The 13537-nt window shown below is 69.2% G+C and carries 14 protein-coding genes; 11 read left to right on the top strand and 3 right to left on the bottom strand.

Features of this window, described 5'->3' with window-relative positions:
• Positions 1–174: 174 nt before the first annotated feature.
• The 3 genes from ABD154_RS04250 (at position 175) to ABD154_RS04240 (ending at position 2597) form a co-directional block, all read left to right on the top strand.
• Positions 175–843 (top strand): fasciclin domain-containing protein, encoded by a 669-nt coding sequence (locus tag ABD154_RS04250; RefSeq protein WP_211978575.1) that lies wholly within the window; start codon positions 175–177, stop codon positions 841–843.
• Between the two features lie 198 nt (positions 844–1041).
• Positions 1042–1659, top strand: coding sequence for a sigma-70 family RNA polymerase sigma factor (locus tag ABD154_RS04245; RefSeq protein ID WP_211978574.1), 618 nt, complete (start codon positions 1042–1044; stop codon positions 1657–1659).
• Positions 1656–2597 (top strand): anti-sigma factor, encoded by a 942-nt coding sequence (locus ABD154_RS04240; RefSeq protein WP_211978573.1) that lies wholly within the window; start codon positions 1656–1658, stop codon positions 2595–2597. Before ABD154_RS04245 ends, ABD154_RS04240 begins: the two co-directional genes overlap by 4 nt.
• Positions 2598–2635: 38 nt before the next feature.
• Here the strand turns inward: ABD154_RS04240 and ABD154_RS04235 are convergent, their stop codons facing one another.
• Positions 2636–3352, bottom strand: coding sequence for a hypothetical protein (locus ABD154_RS04235; RefSeq protein ID WP_211978572.1), 717 nt, complete (start codon positions 3350–3352; stop codon positions 2636–2638).
• 98 nt (positions 3353–3450) lie between these two features.
• On the opposite strand from ABD154_RS04235, the gene ABD154_RS04230 reads away from it, so the two are divergent.
• The 8 genes from ABD154_RS04230 to ABD154_RS04195 all read left to right on the top strand — a co-directional run bounded on the left by ABD154_RS04230 (position 3451) and on the right by ABD154_RS04195 (position 11873).
• Positions 3451–3861 carry a hypothetical protein gene (locus ABD154_RS04230; RefSeq protein WP_211978571.1) on the top strand — a complete coding sequence of 137 codons (411 nt, stop codon included), beginning with the start codon at positions 3451–3453 and terminating at the stop codon, positions 3859–3861.
• Between the two features lie 84 nt (positions 3862–3945).
• Complete coding sequence (locus ABD154_RS04225; RefSeq protein WP_211978570.1) at positions 3946–5466, top strand: sensor histidine kinase; 1521 nt, start codon at positions 3946–3948, stop codon at positions 5464–5466.
• Positions 5463–6134, top strand: coding sequence for a response regulator (locus tag ABD154_RS04220; protein WP_211978569.1), 672 nt, complete (start codon positions 5463–5465; stop codon positions 6132–6134). The genes ABD154_RS04225 and ABD154_RS04220 overlap by 4 nt, the downstream gene beginning before the upstream one ends.
• A gap of 260 nt (positions 6135–6394) precedes the next feature.
• Positions 6395–7024 carry a TetR/AcrR family transcriptional regulator gene (locus tag ABD154_RS04215; RefSeq protein ID WP_211978568.1) on the top strand — a complete coding sequence of 210 codons (630 nt, stop codon included), beginning with the start codon at positions 6395–6397 and terminating at the stop codon, positions 7022–7024.
• Positions 7025–7127: 103 nt separating this feature from the next.
• Complete coding sequence (locus tag ABD154_RS04210; protein ID WP_211978567.1) at positions 7128–8015, top strand: ABC transporter ATP-binding protein; 888 nt, start codon at positions 7128–7130, stop codon at positions 8013–8015.
• The gene (locus ABD154_RS04205; protein ID WP_211978566.1) at positions 8012–9145 is read left to right on the top strand and encodes an ABC transporter permease; all 1134 of its coding nucleotides are present in this window, start codon (positions 8012–8014) and stop codon (positions 9143–9145) included. Before ABD154_RS04210 ends, ABD154_RS04205 begins: the two co-directional genes overlap by 4 nt.
• 145 nt (positions 9146–9290) lie before the next feature.
• Positions 9291–11087 carry an alkaline phosphatase gene (gene phoA, locus ABD154_RS04200; RefSeq protein WP_344250275.1) on the top strand — a complete coding sequence of 599 codons (1797 nt, stop codon included), beginning with the start codon at positions 9291–9293 and terminating at the stop codon, positions 11085–11087.
• A 210-nt stretch (positions 11088–11297) separates the two neighbouring features.
• Positions 11298–11873, top strand: coding sequence for a GNAT family N-acetyltransferase (locus ABD154_RS04195; protein WP_211978564.1), 576 nt, complete (start codon positions 11298–11300; stop codon positions 11871–11873).
• Between the two features lie 56 nt (positions 11874–11929).
• On the opposite strand, the gene ABD154_RS04190 is transcribed toward ABD154_RS04195, so the two are convergent.
• Positions 11930–12664, bottom strand: a complete 735-nt coding sequence (locus ABD154_RS04190; RefSeq protein WP_211978563.1) for an ABC transporter permease — start codon at positions 12662–12664, stop codon at positions 11930–11932.
• A complete protein-coding gene (locus ABD154_RS04185) occupies positions 12661–13422 on the bottom strand; it encodes an ABC transporter ATP-binding protein (protein ID WP_211978562.1) in 762 nt (253 codons plus the stop codon). The genes ABD154_RS04190 and ABD154_RS04185 overlap by 4 nt, the downstream gene beginning before the upstream one ends.
• Positions 13423–13537 lie beyond the last annotated feature (115 nt).

Below are 13537 nucleotides of genomic sequence, written 5' to 3'. Positions count from 1 at the left end.
TCTCTGCCTCCGGCTGCGGGATCCGGCGAAGAAGATCCGGAAAAGAGGAGAAAAACCCGTCCGATCACCCATCCGGAACCTCGGTCGCTGCGAACCCCCAGTAACACAGCAGGACACACCAGGCTGTGTCGACCAGAGCACGACCGTGAAAACGGAGAAACAAGGAGTAGAACGATGAAAACACTGCGCACTCGCACTGCCACCCTCCTCTCGGCCGGTGCAATCGGCATCCTCGCACTGTCGGGCTGCGGAAGCTCCGGCGGCGACACGGAGTCGGGCGGCTCGGAGACCCAGTCGAGCGAATCCTCCGAGAGCTCCGCTCCGGCATCGGATTCGTCGGCCATGGCCGGTGAAGAGCTCGTCGGACCCGGCTGCGCGGCCTACGCCGAGCAGAACCCCGATGGTGCCGGCTCGGTCGAGGGCATGGCCCAGGACCCGGTGGCCACGGCTGCCTCGAACAACCCGATGCTCTCGACCCTGACCTCGGCCGTCTCGGGTGAGCTCAACCCCGATGTCAACCTCGTTGACACTCTCAACGGTGACGAGTTCACGGTGATCGCACCGACGAACGAGGCCTTCGAGAAGATCCCGAAGGAGGACCTCGACGCGGTGGCGGGCAACGCCGATGAGCTGACGAAGGTGCTCACCTACCACGTCATCCCCGGCCAGCTCTCACCGGACGAGGTTGCCGGTGACCAGGAGACCGTCGAGGGCTCGACCGTGACGATCGAAGGCAGCGGCGACGACCTCACGTTCGGCGACGCGAAGCTCGTGTGCGGCGGCGTGAAGACCGCGAACGCGACGGTCTACATGGTCGACAGCGTGCTCATGCCCCCGAAGTGATCGGGGACCGCTGAGGCGGTGTGCTGCCAGGGGCCTGGCTCGAGTGGTCTCGGGCCGGTCCCTGGCAGCATGCTTTCTCGGCAGCACGCGATCCCGGCACTCCCCTCGACGCCCCGCCCCGCTGGCTCAGTCACCGTCGTCCCCGCACAACCCGACCTGAGGTGAGCACCACCTCGGCGAGGATGACATGATGTAATCATGACTTCCCATGATCCCGGGGCATCGCCGCCCGGTCGGACGATGCGGGCAGACGGTGAGGCGCACGCGCAGACGGACCCCTGTGGGCAGCTGCTCATCCAGGTGGCCGCCGGTGACCGTCGCGCCTTCGAAGAGCTCTTCGCCACGCAGTCGACCATCCTCATGGCGGTGATCGTGCGGATCGTGATGAGCCGATCGCTCGCCGAGGAGGTGCTCCAGGAGTGCTTCGCCGAAGTGTGGGCGAGGGCCGGCAGCTTCGATCCGCAGCGCGGCAGCGGGCGGGCATGGCTCGTGACGATGGCACGGCGACGCGGCATCGACTGCGTCCGCAGCGTCCAGTCCTCCCGTGACCGGGATGTCGCCGACGGACTGCGGTCGGCGGCCGAGGTCGGGGAACAGGTCGAGCAGACCGTCATCGACAGGGCGGAGTCCGACCGCACCGTCGCCGCCCTCAAGCTCCTGCCCGACGATCAGGCGAGACCGATCGTCATGGCCTTCTATCAGGGAATGACCCATGCGCAGATCTCCGAGACTCTCAAGGTCCCGTTGGGCACGATCAAATCGAGAATCCGAGACGGCATGAGGAAGATGCGCGAAGAATTGGAGGCGAGCCGATGAGCGCCGATCGTGACTACCTGGCCGTCGGCTTGGCGCTGGGCGGACTGAGCGACGATGAGCTCGTCGAGGCGCAGGCGCTGGCCGACACCGACCCCGAGTTCCAGGCCGAAGTCGCCGCCTACGGTGAGACCGCCGCCTTCATGGCCGCCTCCGACGCTCCGGCAGCCGTGAGCGAGGAGACGAAGAACGCGATCCTCTCCCTGCCCGACCACCTCTCCCAGGAGAGTCTCCCCCAGGGGAGTGCGGCGCCGGACACCGCCGCCCCGGCGGGTCCGGACAGCGACTCAGCCGGAACCGATGCCCCGTCCCGTGACGAGCGGATCCTCGCCGAGGCGGGAGACCGTACCGCTGACACCGGGCCCACCGAGGCAGCTGACCGAACCGCGGCCGCTGACTCCGATTCCTCCCCCAGCACTCGGGCCGGCGGCGCGGCGTCTCGTGCCGAGGAGCCCATCGATCTCGCCGCACGACGGCGGAAGCGGAGCTGGCTGCCCTGGGCGGCCGCAGCGGCCGCTCTCATCGTCGTCTGCGGATTCGGCATCAGCGCCTGGCAGATGCAGCAGCGGCAGAACGAACTCGAGGCGACCCTGGCGGAGACGCAGCAGCGACTCGATGAGACGGCGCGGCTCATGGACGCCCCGGACCTGAGGACGACGACGGCCGATCTCGCCGCGGGCGGTTCGGTCACCGTCGTGTCCTCCGAGACCGAACAGCTCATCCATGTGACCTCGCGCGATGTCACCCCGGCCGAAGGCACATCCCTGCAGATGTGGGTGATCGGCGACGACGGGCCGAAGAGCGTGGGCCTCATGGTCGGCGACGCCGAGAACATCGACGGCAGCGACTTCGCCGCCGGCAATCTCTTCGGCATCACCGTCGAACCCGAAGGCGGCTCCCCGCAGCCGACGACCGATCCCGTCGTCGCCGTCGAGCTCTGAGGGCTGAGGCCGCGGTCGCCCCCAGACAAGATCGTGGTTCAGCTCGCCGTCAGTCGTTCGAGGTCGACCGCGCCCTGCGGGACTTCGCGGAAGGAGCCGCGGACCAGCGCCGCCAGAGCGGTCGCATACGTCGACCGCAGCCGTCCCTCGCTGCGACCGGCGACGATCCTCGCCACGGCGCTGCGCGCGAGCAGCAGAGCCGCCTCGGCGATCGCCGAGGTCCCACCGGCGATGACCGGCGCGAGACCCCACACCTCGGCCACCGACGCATAGACCGCGTGGAGCCGGGCCGCATCCTCGGTGTCGATGCGGTCGAGCAGCTCCTGGATCTCGGGCGTCGGCGCGTCGAGTGCCACCGCCTGGAACCGGACGAAGGCTCGCCACCGATCCGAGCTCAGCAGCAGATCGAGCTCTTCCTCCGCGGCGCGCGCGATGAAGCGCGCGGCGCTGTCGACTCGTGACGCGGTCCCCGTGGGTGCTTCACCGAGCACTTCGCGAGCAAGGGCGAGCGCCCGCTGCTCATCGAGCGTCGCCATCGCATGACCGGCGACGCACTGCTCGAGCGCGAACGTTCCGAAGGCCGATCTGCCCGGCCAGATGCGATAGGCGGAGGCGCGCGAGACGCCGGCGGATTCGAGGATGCGCTCCATCGGAATCTCGGGCCACACCGCGATGCCGTGATGGGCGACGTAGTCGACGATCGCCTCGGCGACCAGTGTGCGAGTCTCCTCGACCGATCGGTGAGCGCGCGGCATGCGATCCTCCTTGACATGAGACATAGTGTCTCTTTAATCTAGCATCACGCGATTGATACATAATGTCTCAATCATGTCTCCCGACCTCGGAGGTCATCATGACTCGGACCCGCACCGTCGCGCTCATCGGTGGATTCGCCAGCGCAGCGGCGATCGCTGCGACGATCGTCTCGGCCGGACAGATCCGCCCCGCACTGCTCAGCTCCTACCAGTACCCCACGTCATCCGGGGTCAGCCTCGAGGAGGCGTCGTCGCTGACACTGACCTACCTCTTCGCGATCGCCGGCACCGGACTGCTCGTCGCACTCGCCTTCCTCGCCGTGCGCCCTCTCGAGCGGTCGCGCTTCGGCTGGTGGTCGGCCGCCGTGCTGACGACCCTCGGGTTCGCTGTCGCCGCCTACAACGTCACCCAGATCGAGATCCCGCCGGCAGTGCGCATCGCGTTCTTCCTCCCACCGCTCGCCGGGGCCGTATGGCTCGTCGTCTCTCGCCGCGACTCACGGGAGTGAGCACTGCCCCTCCCCCGTGCGGCGGAGGCGAATCAGCTCTCCGAGGGATGTCCCCGGCGACCTCCCTCTGATTAAGCTGGAGGAATGGCAGAGCCGATCACCGCCGCGGAGAGGCGACCGCGAGCCCGGGACTGGTACCTCGTGGCCGCACTCGGCATCGGCTCGGCCGTCTTCGCCGCCCTCTACAACGCCGGCGGTTTCTGGCCGTTCAAGGTTCCGCTGTGGGCGTCCTGCCTGGCCTCCCTCATCGTGCCGCTGCCCCTGGTCTTCCGGCGCACGCATCCGAGCCTCGTCGCGTGGGTGGTCTCCGCCCTCTACATCGCCGCCCAGTTCCTGGGGATGATGGAGCCGGGCGTCTCGCAGATCACCCTCTTCCTCGCCGTCTATTCGATCGGGGCCTGGCAGAGCAACCGCCAGGCCGCGTTCATGTCGCGGCTCCTGCTCTGCATCGCGATCTTCGCCTCGCTCATCGGCGCTGCCGTCGTTCAGCTCTCCGGCCTCGGTGAGCTCACCGTCCTGCAGTACGCGGCGAACTCCGGCATCACGTTCCTCATCAACCTCCTCTTCTTCGGCGGGGCATGGATGTTCGGCGACCGCGCCTGGACCCAGCGGCACCTCGTCGGCGAACTCCGCGCCGCCAACGACGAGGTGCGCCGGCAGGAGCAGCAGCTCGCCGACCAGGCGCTCGACCTCGAACGCGTCCGCATCGCCCGCGAACTCCACGACGGCGTCGCCCATCACATCGCGGGAGTCGGCATCCACGCCGCGGCCGCCCGGCGCAGCCTGGAGAGGAACCCCGACCGCGCTCGGGAGTCGCTGCAGACCATCGAGGCGTCGACCCGGGAGACCGTCGACGAGCTCCGCACCCTCGTCTACACCCTGCGCGACACGAGCTCCGCGACCGCTGCGGCGAACCGGACGAGCGGCACCCCCGGACTCGACGACCTGCCCGACCTCTATGCCGACGCGCGCCGCAGCGGGCAGCACCTCGACGTCGCGACGTACGGGACACCGCATCCGCTCACCGCCATCACCGAGCTCTCGGTCTACCGGGTGATCCAGGAATCCCTGACGAACTCCAAGCGCTACGCGGGCCCCGGCGCCGAGGTGGTGGTGCGTCTCCGCTACGGCCCGAGCGACCTCGAGGTCGAGGTCAGCGACACCTCCCCGACCGGCGAGCGCGCCAATCCGTCACTCGGCACGGGGCAGTCACCCGGGCAGTCGCATGGCACCGGACGGTCCGATGGCACCGGCCGGTCGCAGGGCACAGGGCTCGGCATCGTCGGGATGCGCGAGCGGATGAGCGCCCTCGGCGGCACCCTCGACGCGGGCCCGAAGTCACGCGGCGGTTGGCTCGTCCGCGCCCGCATCCCCTACACGCGCCCGGATTCGCCCGCGACAGCGGCGACGGCACCCGAGACCTCTCCATCGACCGCGGCGACCGCGTCATCGACTGCGACGCCAGAGACTTCTCCCTCACCGATGGCAGACCAAATGCCTGCGGCCGAGACCACGGACCGCGCCGCCTCGGCGCACGCCTCCCCGGAATCCACCGCACCGTCAGGGACACCCGCACCTCCGAGCGCAAAGGCACGGCACGCATGATCAGAGTCCTCCTCGTCGACGACCAGTCGATGGTCCGCACCGGCTTCCGCACGATCCTCGAATCCGAGGACGGGATCGCCGTCGTCGGCGAAGCCCAGAACGGGCAGATCGCAATCGACCGCGCCATCGAGCTCACACCCGACGTCATCTGCATGGACGTCCAGATGCCGGTGATGGACGGCCTCGCCGCCACTGCGGAGATCGTCCGGCGCGACACCGGCAGCGCCGTCCTCATGCTCACGACCTTCGATCGCGACGACTTCCTCTTCGAAGCGCTCGCCGCAGGAGCCGGCGGCTTCCTCCTCAAGACCGCCGAAGCCGAACAGCTCATCGACGCTGTCAAGGCCCTGGCCAGCGGGGACGGCCTGCTCTCCCCCGAGGTCACGCGCCGCGTCATCGAACGCTCGGTGAGCTCCCCGGCCGCATCCGCGCAGCCCTCGCCCGCGCTCGATCTCCTCACCGAGCGCGAACAGGAGGTCCTCCGCCTCCTCGCCACGGGCCTGAGCAATGCCGAGATCGCCGGTCAGCTCCACCTCGGCGAGGCCACGGTGAAGACGCACGTGTCGAACCTGCTCGCCAAACTCGGCATCCGCGACCGCACGCACGCTGTCATCTGGGCGTATGAGAACGGTGTCGTCCGCGTCGGGGAGTCCGCGCCGACGACGTGACCACCTCGGCGCCTCATCCCTCGCGGCGCCACCTCCGACGGGGCACCTCACCCCACGGACGGAGCAGGGCGCTGCTGTCCACAGCGCCGCTGCCTCCACGTCCATTGGGGATGGATCACGAGCACTGCTCATGAGGGGTGAGCGGATGGTATGCCACCGCTCGTTACGTAGCGTAACGGAATGATAAAGAACCGGCAACCCCACCCCTCTCCTCTGCTACAGTCAGAGCGAATTCTGCGACCGCACGACCGATGTGAAGGATGATCGACATCAGCACCAATCGATTCTCCGGTCGGCCACGCGACGATTCGATCGACCTCAGCATCCTCGATGCCGCGGCGCAGATCATCATCGAAGAGGGCTACGGCTCCGCGACCATCGCAGCGATCGTCGCCGCCGCCGGGACGAGCAAACCCGCGTTCTATCGCCGCTTCGCCAGCGTCGCCGACCTCATCCCCGCGCTCGTCGATCGGCGGCACCCACTCGACACCCCGGAGCCCACCGGCACTCTCGCCGGCGACCTCCGCGCCTTCCAATCCCAGCAGGCGGCGATCTTCAACGATCCGTTCGTCCGCGCGGCGATGCCCGCGTGGCTCGCCCACATGCACGACGGCCCCGCCGAGGCGGCCGATGCCTTCGTCAAGGGCTTCCTCCCGCAGCGGATGGCGGTGCTCACCGAGATCCTCGACCGTGCAGCCGCGCGCGACGCGATCGTCGTCGACGCCGTCGACCTCGACGCCCTCATGGAGACCTTCGTCGGCGCGTTCCTCATGCGCTCGCTCATCCCCCACTCCCCGCCGTTGGACGACGTCGACATCGACCGCTCCGTCAACCTCGCCTGCCTCCTCATCGAGCAGGCCCAACCCGAACCGCCTGAGCCGCGGGACTGACCGGTTCGCCGCACCGCAGGGCGACCGCTCCCCCGGCAGCAGGAGGCGGATCTCGCCCGTTCGGCTGAGCCGCGGGAACCGTGTCCCCGCATAGCGTGGAGACATGATCACGCTAGAGAACATCGCACGCAGCTTCGGCGACAAGAAGGTCCTCCACGACCTCTCGTTCACCATCGGCGACGGCCGGATGACCGGTTTCGTCGGTGCGAACGGCTCGGGCAAGACGACGACGATGCGGATCCTCCTCGGCGTCCTCGCCGCCGATGCCGGTCGCATCACCGTCGACGGCCGGCCGATCACCGCCGCCGACCGCAGCACCATCGGATACATGCCCGAGGAGCGCGGGCTCTACCCGAAGATGCCGATCATCGATCAGCTCGTCTACCTCGCCCGCTTCCACGGCCTCAGCCGGCATTCGGCGAAGCGCCGCGGCCTCGAACTCCTCGAGCGGCTCGAGCTGGGCGGCAAGCCGACGGACACGCTCGAATCCGTCAGCCTCGGCAACCAGCAGAAGGTGCAGATCGCCGCAGCCCTCATCCACCGCCCCCGCGCGCTCGTCCTCGACGAGCCGTTCTCCGGTCTCGACCCGATCGCCGTCGAACGCACCCTCGACGTGCTCACCGACTTCGCCGACACCGGTGCTCCCGTCCTCTTCTCGAGTCATCAGCTCGACCTCGTCGAACGCCTCGTCGACGATCTCGTCATCATCAACCAGGGCCGCCTCGTCGCGACCGGCACCGCCGACGAGCTGCGCCGTCAGCGCAGCCGCCCGGAGTGGATCCTCGAGGCCGATGCGGATCTCGCATGGGTCCGGGACCTTCCCGACGTCGCCGTCGCCGAGTTCGACGGTACGTGGGTGCGGTTCTCCGCCCCTGACGGGGATGCCGCCGAGGCGGTCCTCCGGCAGGCGATGACCCTGTCGTCCGTGCGCGCGTTCGCCCCCCATTCCGTTCCCCTCAACCGTCTCTTCCAGGAGGTCACGCAGGCATGAGCGCACACCAGCCCATTCCCGGAACCCATCTCTCGACACCGGTGACGACGACCCGGGCGAGCTTCACCACGGCGATCGGTCTCGTCATCGAACGCGAGATCATGGTCCGGCTGAGGTCGAAGGCCTTCGTCGTCTCCACTCTGCTCGGCGTCATCCTCTTCGGCGCGGTCGTCGCCGTCTCCGGGTCGCTGCCCTCACTGTTCGCCTCGACGGACAAGGTGGCGGTCACCTCGGCGGATTCCGTGGCCGGCATCGACGGCATCGAACCGGTCGTCGTCGGCAGCACCGAGGAGGCCGAGGAGCTCGTGCGCAGCGAAGAGGTCACCGCGGCCGTCGTCGACTCCGCCGACTCGCCGACCGGGACGACGATCATCGCCCTGCGGGCGGCGCCCGAGTCGCTGAGCGGCGCGCTCAGCCTCACCCCGACCGTCGACATCCTCGACCCGAATGCCCCGGATCCGGCGCTCACGCGCTTCATCGGGCTCGGCCTCGGGCTGATCTTCCTCTCCTCGGCGATGACGTTCGGGATGACGATCGCCTCATCGGTCGTCGAGGAGAAGCAGTCGCGGATCGTCGAGATCCTGCTCGCCTCCACCTCGGCGCGGGCGATCATGTTCGGCAAGGTCATCGCGTGCTCGGTGCTCGCGTTCGCGCAGGTCGCGCTCACCGCGGTCGCGGTGCTCGTCGGCGCCGCGATCAGCGGCAACGACCTCGTCCTCGGTCGTCTCGCCGACCCGATCGCGTGGTTCATCCCCCTCTTCGTCGTCGGCTTCGTCATGATCGCCGCGCTCTACGCGGCTGCCGCGTCGATGGTCTCCCGGTCGGAGGACCTCGGGTCGACGAGCACGCCGATCATGATGCTCATCCTCCTGCCCTACATGGGCGTCGTCCTCTTCTCCGACAACGAGGCGATCATGGCGGTGCTCAGCTACATTCCGTTCTCCGCGGCCGTCGCGGTTCCGATGCGGGTGTTCATGGGCACGACCGCCTGGTGGGAGCCGCTCGTGTCCCTGGCGATCCTCGTGGTCACGACGCTGCTCGCCCTGCTGCTGGCCACCCGGATCTTCGAGCAGTCGATCCTGAGGTCGGGCCCGAAGGTGTCGTGGAAGCAGGCGCTCGGCCGGTCGTGAGCACGTCGCCGGTCGTCCGCATGGTGGTCATGTGACAGGGCAATTCACGCGCCCTTCATCCCGGATCAATCCAGTCTGCGAGTTCCCTGAGTAGGTTGGAATGGCAGATCCGCGCAATCGCGCACCACGATCCGAAAGGACAACCATGGCCAGGAGAACTCTGCGTCTCGCAGCAGCAACCGGCGCGCTCAGCCTCGCACTCTTCGGCGTCGCCGCCCCCGCCGCGGCGGCCGGCATCGACGAACCCGGCGGTGCCCGCCAGCTCGACGGCGACATGACCGACTCGATCCGGAAATCGATCGAGGACGCCGGGGCGAAGAACGTCATCCTCCTCATCGGAGACGGCATGGGCGATTCGGAGATCACCGTCGCCCGCAACTACGCCGAGGGCGCGAACGGCCGCTTTTCCGGCATCGACGAACTGCCGCTGACCGGCAGCTACACGACGTACGCGGTCGACCAGGAGACCGGCAAGCCCAACTACGTCACCGACTCCGCGGCGAGCGCCACCGGCTGGGCCTCGGGCGTGAAGACGTACAACGGCGCGCTCGGCATCGACCGCAACGGCACCCCGGAGAAGACCCTCGTCGAGATCGCCCGGGCGAACGGCCTGAAGACCGGAAACGTCTCGACCTCTGAGATCCAGGATGCGACTCCGGCCGCGCAGGCCTCGCACATCTCCGCCCGCGGCTGCTACGGCCCCGAGGAGACGAGCCAGGACTGCTCCGAGGCCGCCCTCGAGAACGGCGGGCTCGGGTCGATCAGCGAGCAGATCCTCGACACACGCGCCGATGTCACCCTCGGCGGCGGCTCGGCCTCCTTCGAGCAGACCGCGAAGGCCGGCGACTGGGAGGGCAAGACCCTGCGCCAGCAGGCCGAGGAGCGCGGCTACCAGCTCGTCGACGACGCGTCCTCACTCGATTCGGTGACCGAGGCGAACCAGGACGCCCCCGTCCTCGGCCTCTTCTCCGAGGGCAATTTCCCCGTCCGCTGGGAAGGCCCGCTGGCCACCCGCACCGGCGGCAGCGAACCGGCCGCGCAGTGCACCGACAACCCCGAGCGCACCTCCGCCGTGCCCAGCCTCGAGGCGCTGACGACGAAGGCCGTCGACCTCCTCGACAACGACAAGGGCTTCTTCCTCCAGGTCGAGGGCGCGAGCATCGACAAGCAGAACCACGCGGCGAACCCGTGCGGTCAGATCGGTGAGACCGTCGACCTCAACGAGGCCGTCACCGCGGCCCTCGACTTCGCGAAGCAGGACGGTGAGACGCTCGTCATCACGACCGCCGACCACGCTCACACGAGCCAGATCGTCGAGACGGGATCGACGACGCCGGGCCTGAGCCGCACGCTGGAGACGAAGGACGGCAGCCCGATGACCGTCGCGTACGGCACCGCCGAAGAGGGCAACTCGCAGAGCCACACCGGCTCGCAGGTGCGCATCGCCGCCTACGGCCCCGGAGCCGCGAACGTCGTCGGACTCACCGACCAGACGGACACGCACTTCACGATCCTCGACGGGCTCGGCCTCGACCCCGACGCCGAGGTGCCCGGCGACCCGGGTGACGACCCCGCCGGTTCCGATGACTCGAGCGGCACCTCCGAGGGATCCGCGGACGCCGGTGGGGACGAGTCGAACGGCTCGGCCGATGCCGGCGGTGCGGATGCCGGCGGTGCGGATGCCGGCGGCGATGAGTCGAACGGGAACTCCGATGAGAACGGCGCCGGTGGCGCCGGTGGTGGCAACAGCGGCTCGGGCGGCGGTGAGGGCAACGGCTCCTCCGGCGGCGACCAGGGCCCCGGACTCGCCGGCAAGGGCGGAGGCACCCTCCCGCGCACCGGTGTCGAGATCGGCGCGGCGATCTTCTTCGGCGTCGCGGCGATCATCGGCGGCACCGCCCTCGTCCGCTACGCCCAGCGCCGCAAGCTCATCAACATCTGAGCAGCGGGCCGCGCTGACGCGAGCAGCACTGACGCCAAGTCCGGCGTGAGCCGATTCGGCTCACGCCTCTCCGAACGGCACGGTCATCGACCAGCGGCACGGGTTCCCCACCGTGCCGAGGGTCGACGACCGTGCCGTTCGCGTTTCCGCCCTGCGGCACCGTCTGTGCGCACCTTGACCCGGGGGTGGCGGCGTGGTTCGGTAGACGACATGACCGACCCTGCGCTCACCGTCCGCACCGCACGGCTGCGCCTGCGCACCTACCGGCCCTCCGACGCCGAGGCGCTGCTGCCGATCTACGCGCGCGAGGACGTCTCGCGGTTCCTTCTCTGCGACCCCTGGACCGCCGAGGTGGCGCGGACCGAGATCGGCAAGCGGATCCCCCGTACGGGGCTGGGCGGGGAGGCGAAGGCACTCGCCCTCGTCATCGAGACCGACGACGATCATGAGGACTTCGCGGGTTCGACCGTCATCGGCGACATCGCGATCTGGCTCGACTCCGCGGACGAGACGAAGGCGGAGGTCGGCTGGGTGCTCAACCCCGCCGCCGGTGGCCACGGCTTCGCCTCCGAGGCGGCGCTCGCCGTGCTCAACCATGCCTTCGACGACGCGCAGCTGCGCCGGGTCGTCGCGCAGATGGATGCCCGGAACACCGCCTCGGCGAAGCTGGCCGAGCGCATCGGCATGACACGCGAAGCCCACCTGCGCAGCGACTGGTGGTCGAAGGGCGAATGGACGGACACTCTCGTCTTCGGGATGCTCGCCTCCGACCGCAAGCGGGCCTGAGCGCACAGCCGCGGAGTCAGCGCCTCCTGAGCACACACCTGCGGAGTTGCGCGCAGTTACGGGGTCCGCCGGCGCAGCGTGAGCGAGCCGACGACGATCGCACCGACGATCCAGCAGCCGATGAAGAGGATCCGCAGCCACACCCAGTCGGCGTCCTCGGATCCCGTGGCGACGGCGGTGAGCGCGTCGATCGCGTGCGACAGCGGCAGCCAGTCGCCGATGGTCTCGAGCACCTCCGGCAGCCGGTCCCGGGCGAGGAAGATCCCGCCGAGGAGGATCTGCGGGAAGACGAGCACGGGCATGAACTGAACGACCTGGAACTCGGTGCGCGCGAAGGCGCTGGCGAGCAGGCCGAGCGCGGTGCCGAGGAGGGCATCGGCGATCGCGACGACGAAGAGCAGGACCATCGACCCCTCGATCTCGAGTCCGCACACCCAGATCGCGTAGGTCCCGGCGATCGCCGTCTGCACGATGGCGAGCAGACCGAACGCGAGCGTGTAGCCGAGGATGAAGTCGCCCTTGCCGAGCGGCATCGACAGCAGCCGCTCCAGCGTGCCGCTGCGGCGCTCGCGCAGGGTGGAGATGCTCGTGACGAGGAACATGACGATGAACGGGAAGAGCGCGAGCATCGCCGGGCCGATGTCGGCGAAGACCTCGGTCTCGTCGAAGATCCACGCGACGAGGCCGATGAGGAGGCTCGGCACGACGAGGAGGAGCGCGATCGTGCGCGGGTCGTGGCCGATCTGGAGGAGGACGCGACCGGCGGTGGCGAACGTGCGCCGGGCCGTCATCGCGTGCCTCCGTCCGGACCTGCGCCGAGGAGGCGGTGGCCTCCCGTGCGATCGCGTTCGATGATCGTGAGGAAGGCGTCCTCGGCGGTCTCGGCTCCCGTCGCGGCGAGGAGCTCGGGTGGGGTGGTGTCGGCGATGATGCGGCCGTCGCGCATGAGGAGGAGCCGATCGCACCGGGTCGCCTCGTCCATGACGTGGCTCGAGACGAGGATCGTCGCCCCGTCGTCGACGAGCCGGCGGAAGATGTCCCAGAGGTCGGCGCGGAGGACGGGGTCGAGGCCGACGGTCGGTTCGTCGAGGATGAGGAGGTCGGGGGTGCCGAGCATCGCCGCGGCAAGGGAGACGCGGTTGGCCTGCCCGCCCGAGAGCGTGCGCGCCAGCTGACGCGTCTGCCCGGTCAGGCCCGTGCGCTCGATGACGCGGGCGGCATCCGCGGCCGGGGCGCCGACGATCCGCGCGAAGTAGCGGAGGTTCTGCTCGACGGTGAGATCGTCGTAGATGCTCGCCTGCTGGGTCATGTAGCCCACCCGATGCCGCAGCGCCCGCGTCCCGGCGGGCCGACCGAGCACGGTTACGGTGCCGCCGCGGGTGATCTGCATGCCGACGATCGCGCGCATGAGGGTCGTCTTTCCGCTGCCGCTGGGCCCGAGCAGTCCGACGATCGCGCCCGACGGCACGTCGAGATCGAGCCGGTCGAGGACCGTCGTGCGTCCGCGCCGGACCGTGAGGCCGCGGGTCTCGATGACATTATTCATCATACGATGAATTAGACGCCTCTTCGTCGGAGGCGTCAAGGGGAATCTGTCCGGAATCGACGCGCTCAGGCGAGCGCGAGCCGCCTTCCGCGACGACGCGCTGTTCGCCGCACGGCCG

The organism is Brevibacterium sanguinis (assembly GCF_039528855.1).
Taxonomy (GTDB): domain Bacteria; phylum Actinomycetota; class Actinomycetes; order Actinomycetales; family Brevibacteriaceae; genus Brevibacterium; species Brevibacterium sanguinis.
The sequence above is the reverse complement of the archived record's forward strand: the minus strand, read 5'-3'. Positions and strand labels throughout refer to the sequence as shown.

Bases quoted from the DNA above. Each gene is read 5' to 3' on its own strand.
- ABD154_RS04225 (WP_211978570.1), top strand. From the start codon at position 3,946: ATGGCAGAGCCGATCACCGCCGCGGAGAGGCGACCGCGAGCCCGGGAC.
- ABD154_RS04250 (WP_211978575.1), top strand. From the start codon at position 175: ATGAAAACACTGCGCACTCGCACTGCCACCCTCCTCTCGGCCGGTGCA.
- ABD154_RS04210 (WP_211978567.1), top strand. From the start codon at position 7,128: ATGATCACGCTAGAGAACATCGCACGCAGCTTCGGCGACAAGAAGGTC.
- ABD154_RS04245 (WP_211978574.1), top strand. From the start codon at position 1,042: ATGACTTCCCATGATCCCGGGGCATCGCCGCCCGGTCGGACGATGCGG.
- ABD154_RS04185 (WP_211978562.1), bottom strand. From the start codon at position 13,422: ATGATGAATAATGTCATCGAGACCCGCGGCCTCACGGTCCGGCGCGGA.
- ABD154_RS04220 (WP_211978569.1), top strand. From the start codon at position 5,463: ATGATCAGAGTCCTCCTCGTCGACGACCAGTCGATGGTCCGCACCGGC.
- ABD154_RS04235 (WP_211978572.1), bottom strand. From the start codon at position 3,352: ATGCCGCGCGCTCACCGATCGGTCGAGGAGACTCGCACACTGGTCGCC.
- ABD154_RS04230 (WP_211978571.1), top strand. From the start codon at position 3,451: ATGACTCGGACCCGCACCGTCGCGCTCATCGGTGGATTCGCCAGCGCA.
- ABD154_RS04195 (WP_211978564.1), top strand. From the start codon at position 11,298: ATGACCGACCCTGCGCTCACCGTCCGCACCGCACGGCTGCGCCTGCGC.
- ABD154_RS04190 (WP_211978563.1), bottom strand. From the start codon at position 12,664: ATGACGGCCCGGCGCACGTTCGCCACCGCCGGTCGCGTCCTCCTCCAG.
- ABD154_RS04205 (WP_211978566.1), top strand. From the start codon at position 8,012: ATGAGCGCACACCAGCCCATTCCCGGAACCCATCTCTCGACACCGGTG.
- ABD154_RS04240 (WP_211978573.1), top strand. From the start codon at position 1,656: ATGAGCGCCGATCGTGACTACCTGGCCGTCGGCTTGGCGCTGGGCGGA.
- phoA (WP_344250275.1), top strand. From the start codon at position 9,291: ATGGCCAGGAGAACTCTGCGTCTCGCAGCAGCAACCGGCGCGCTCAGC.
- ABD154_RS04215 (WP_211978568.1), top strand. From the start codon at position 6,395: ATGATCGACATCAGCACCAATCGATTCTCCGGTCGGCCACGCGACGAT.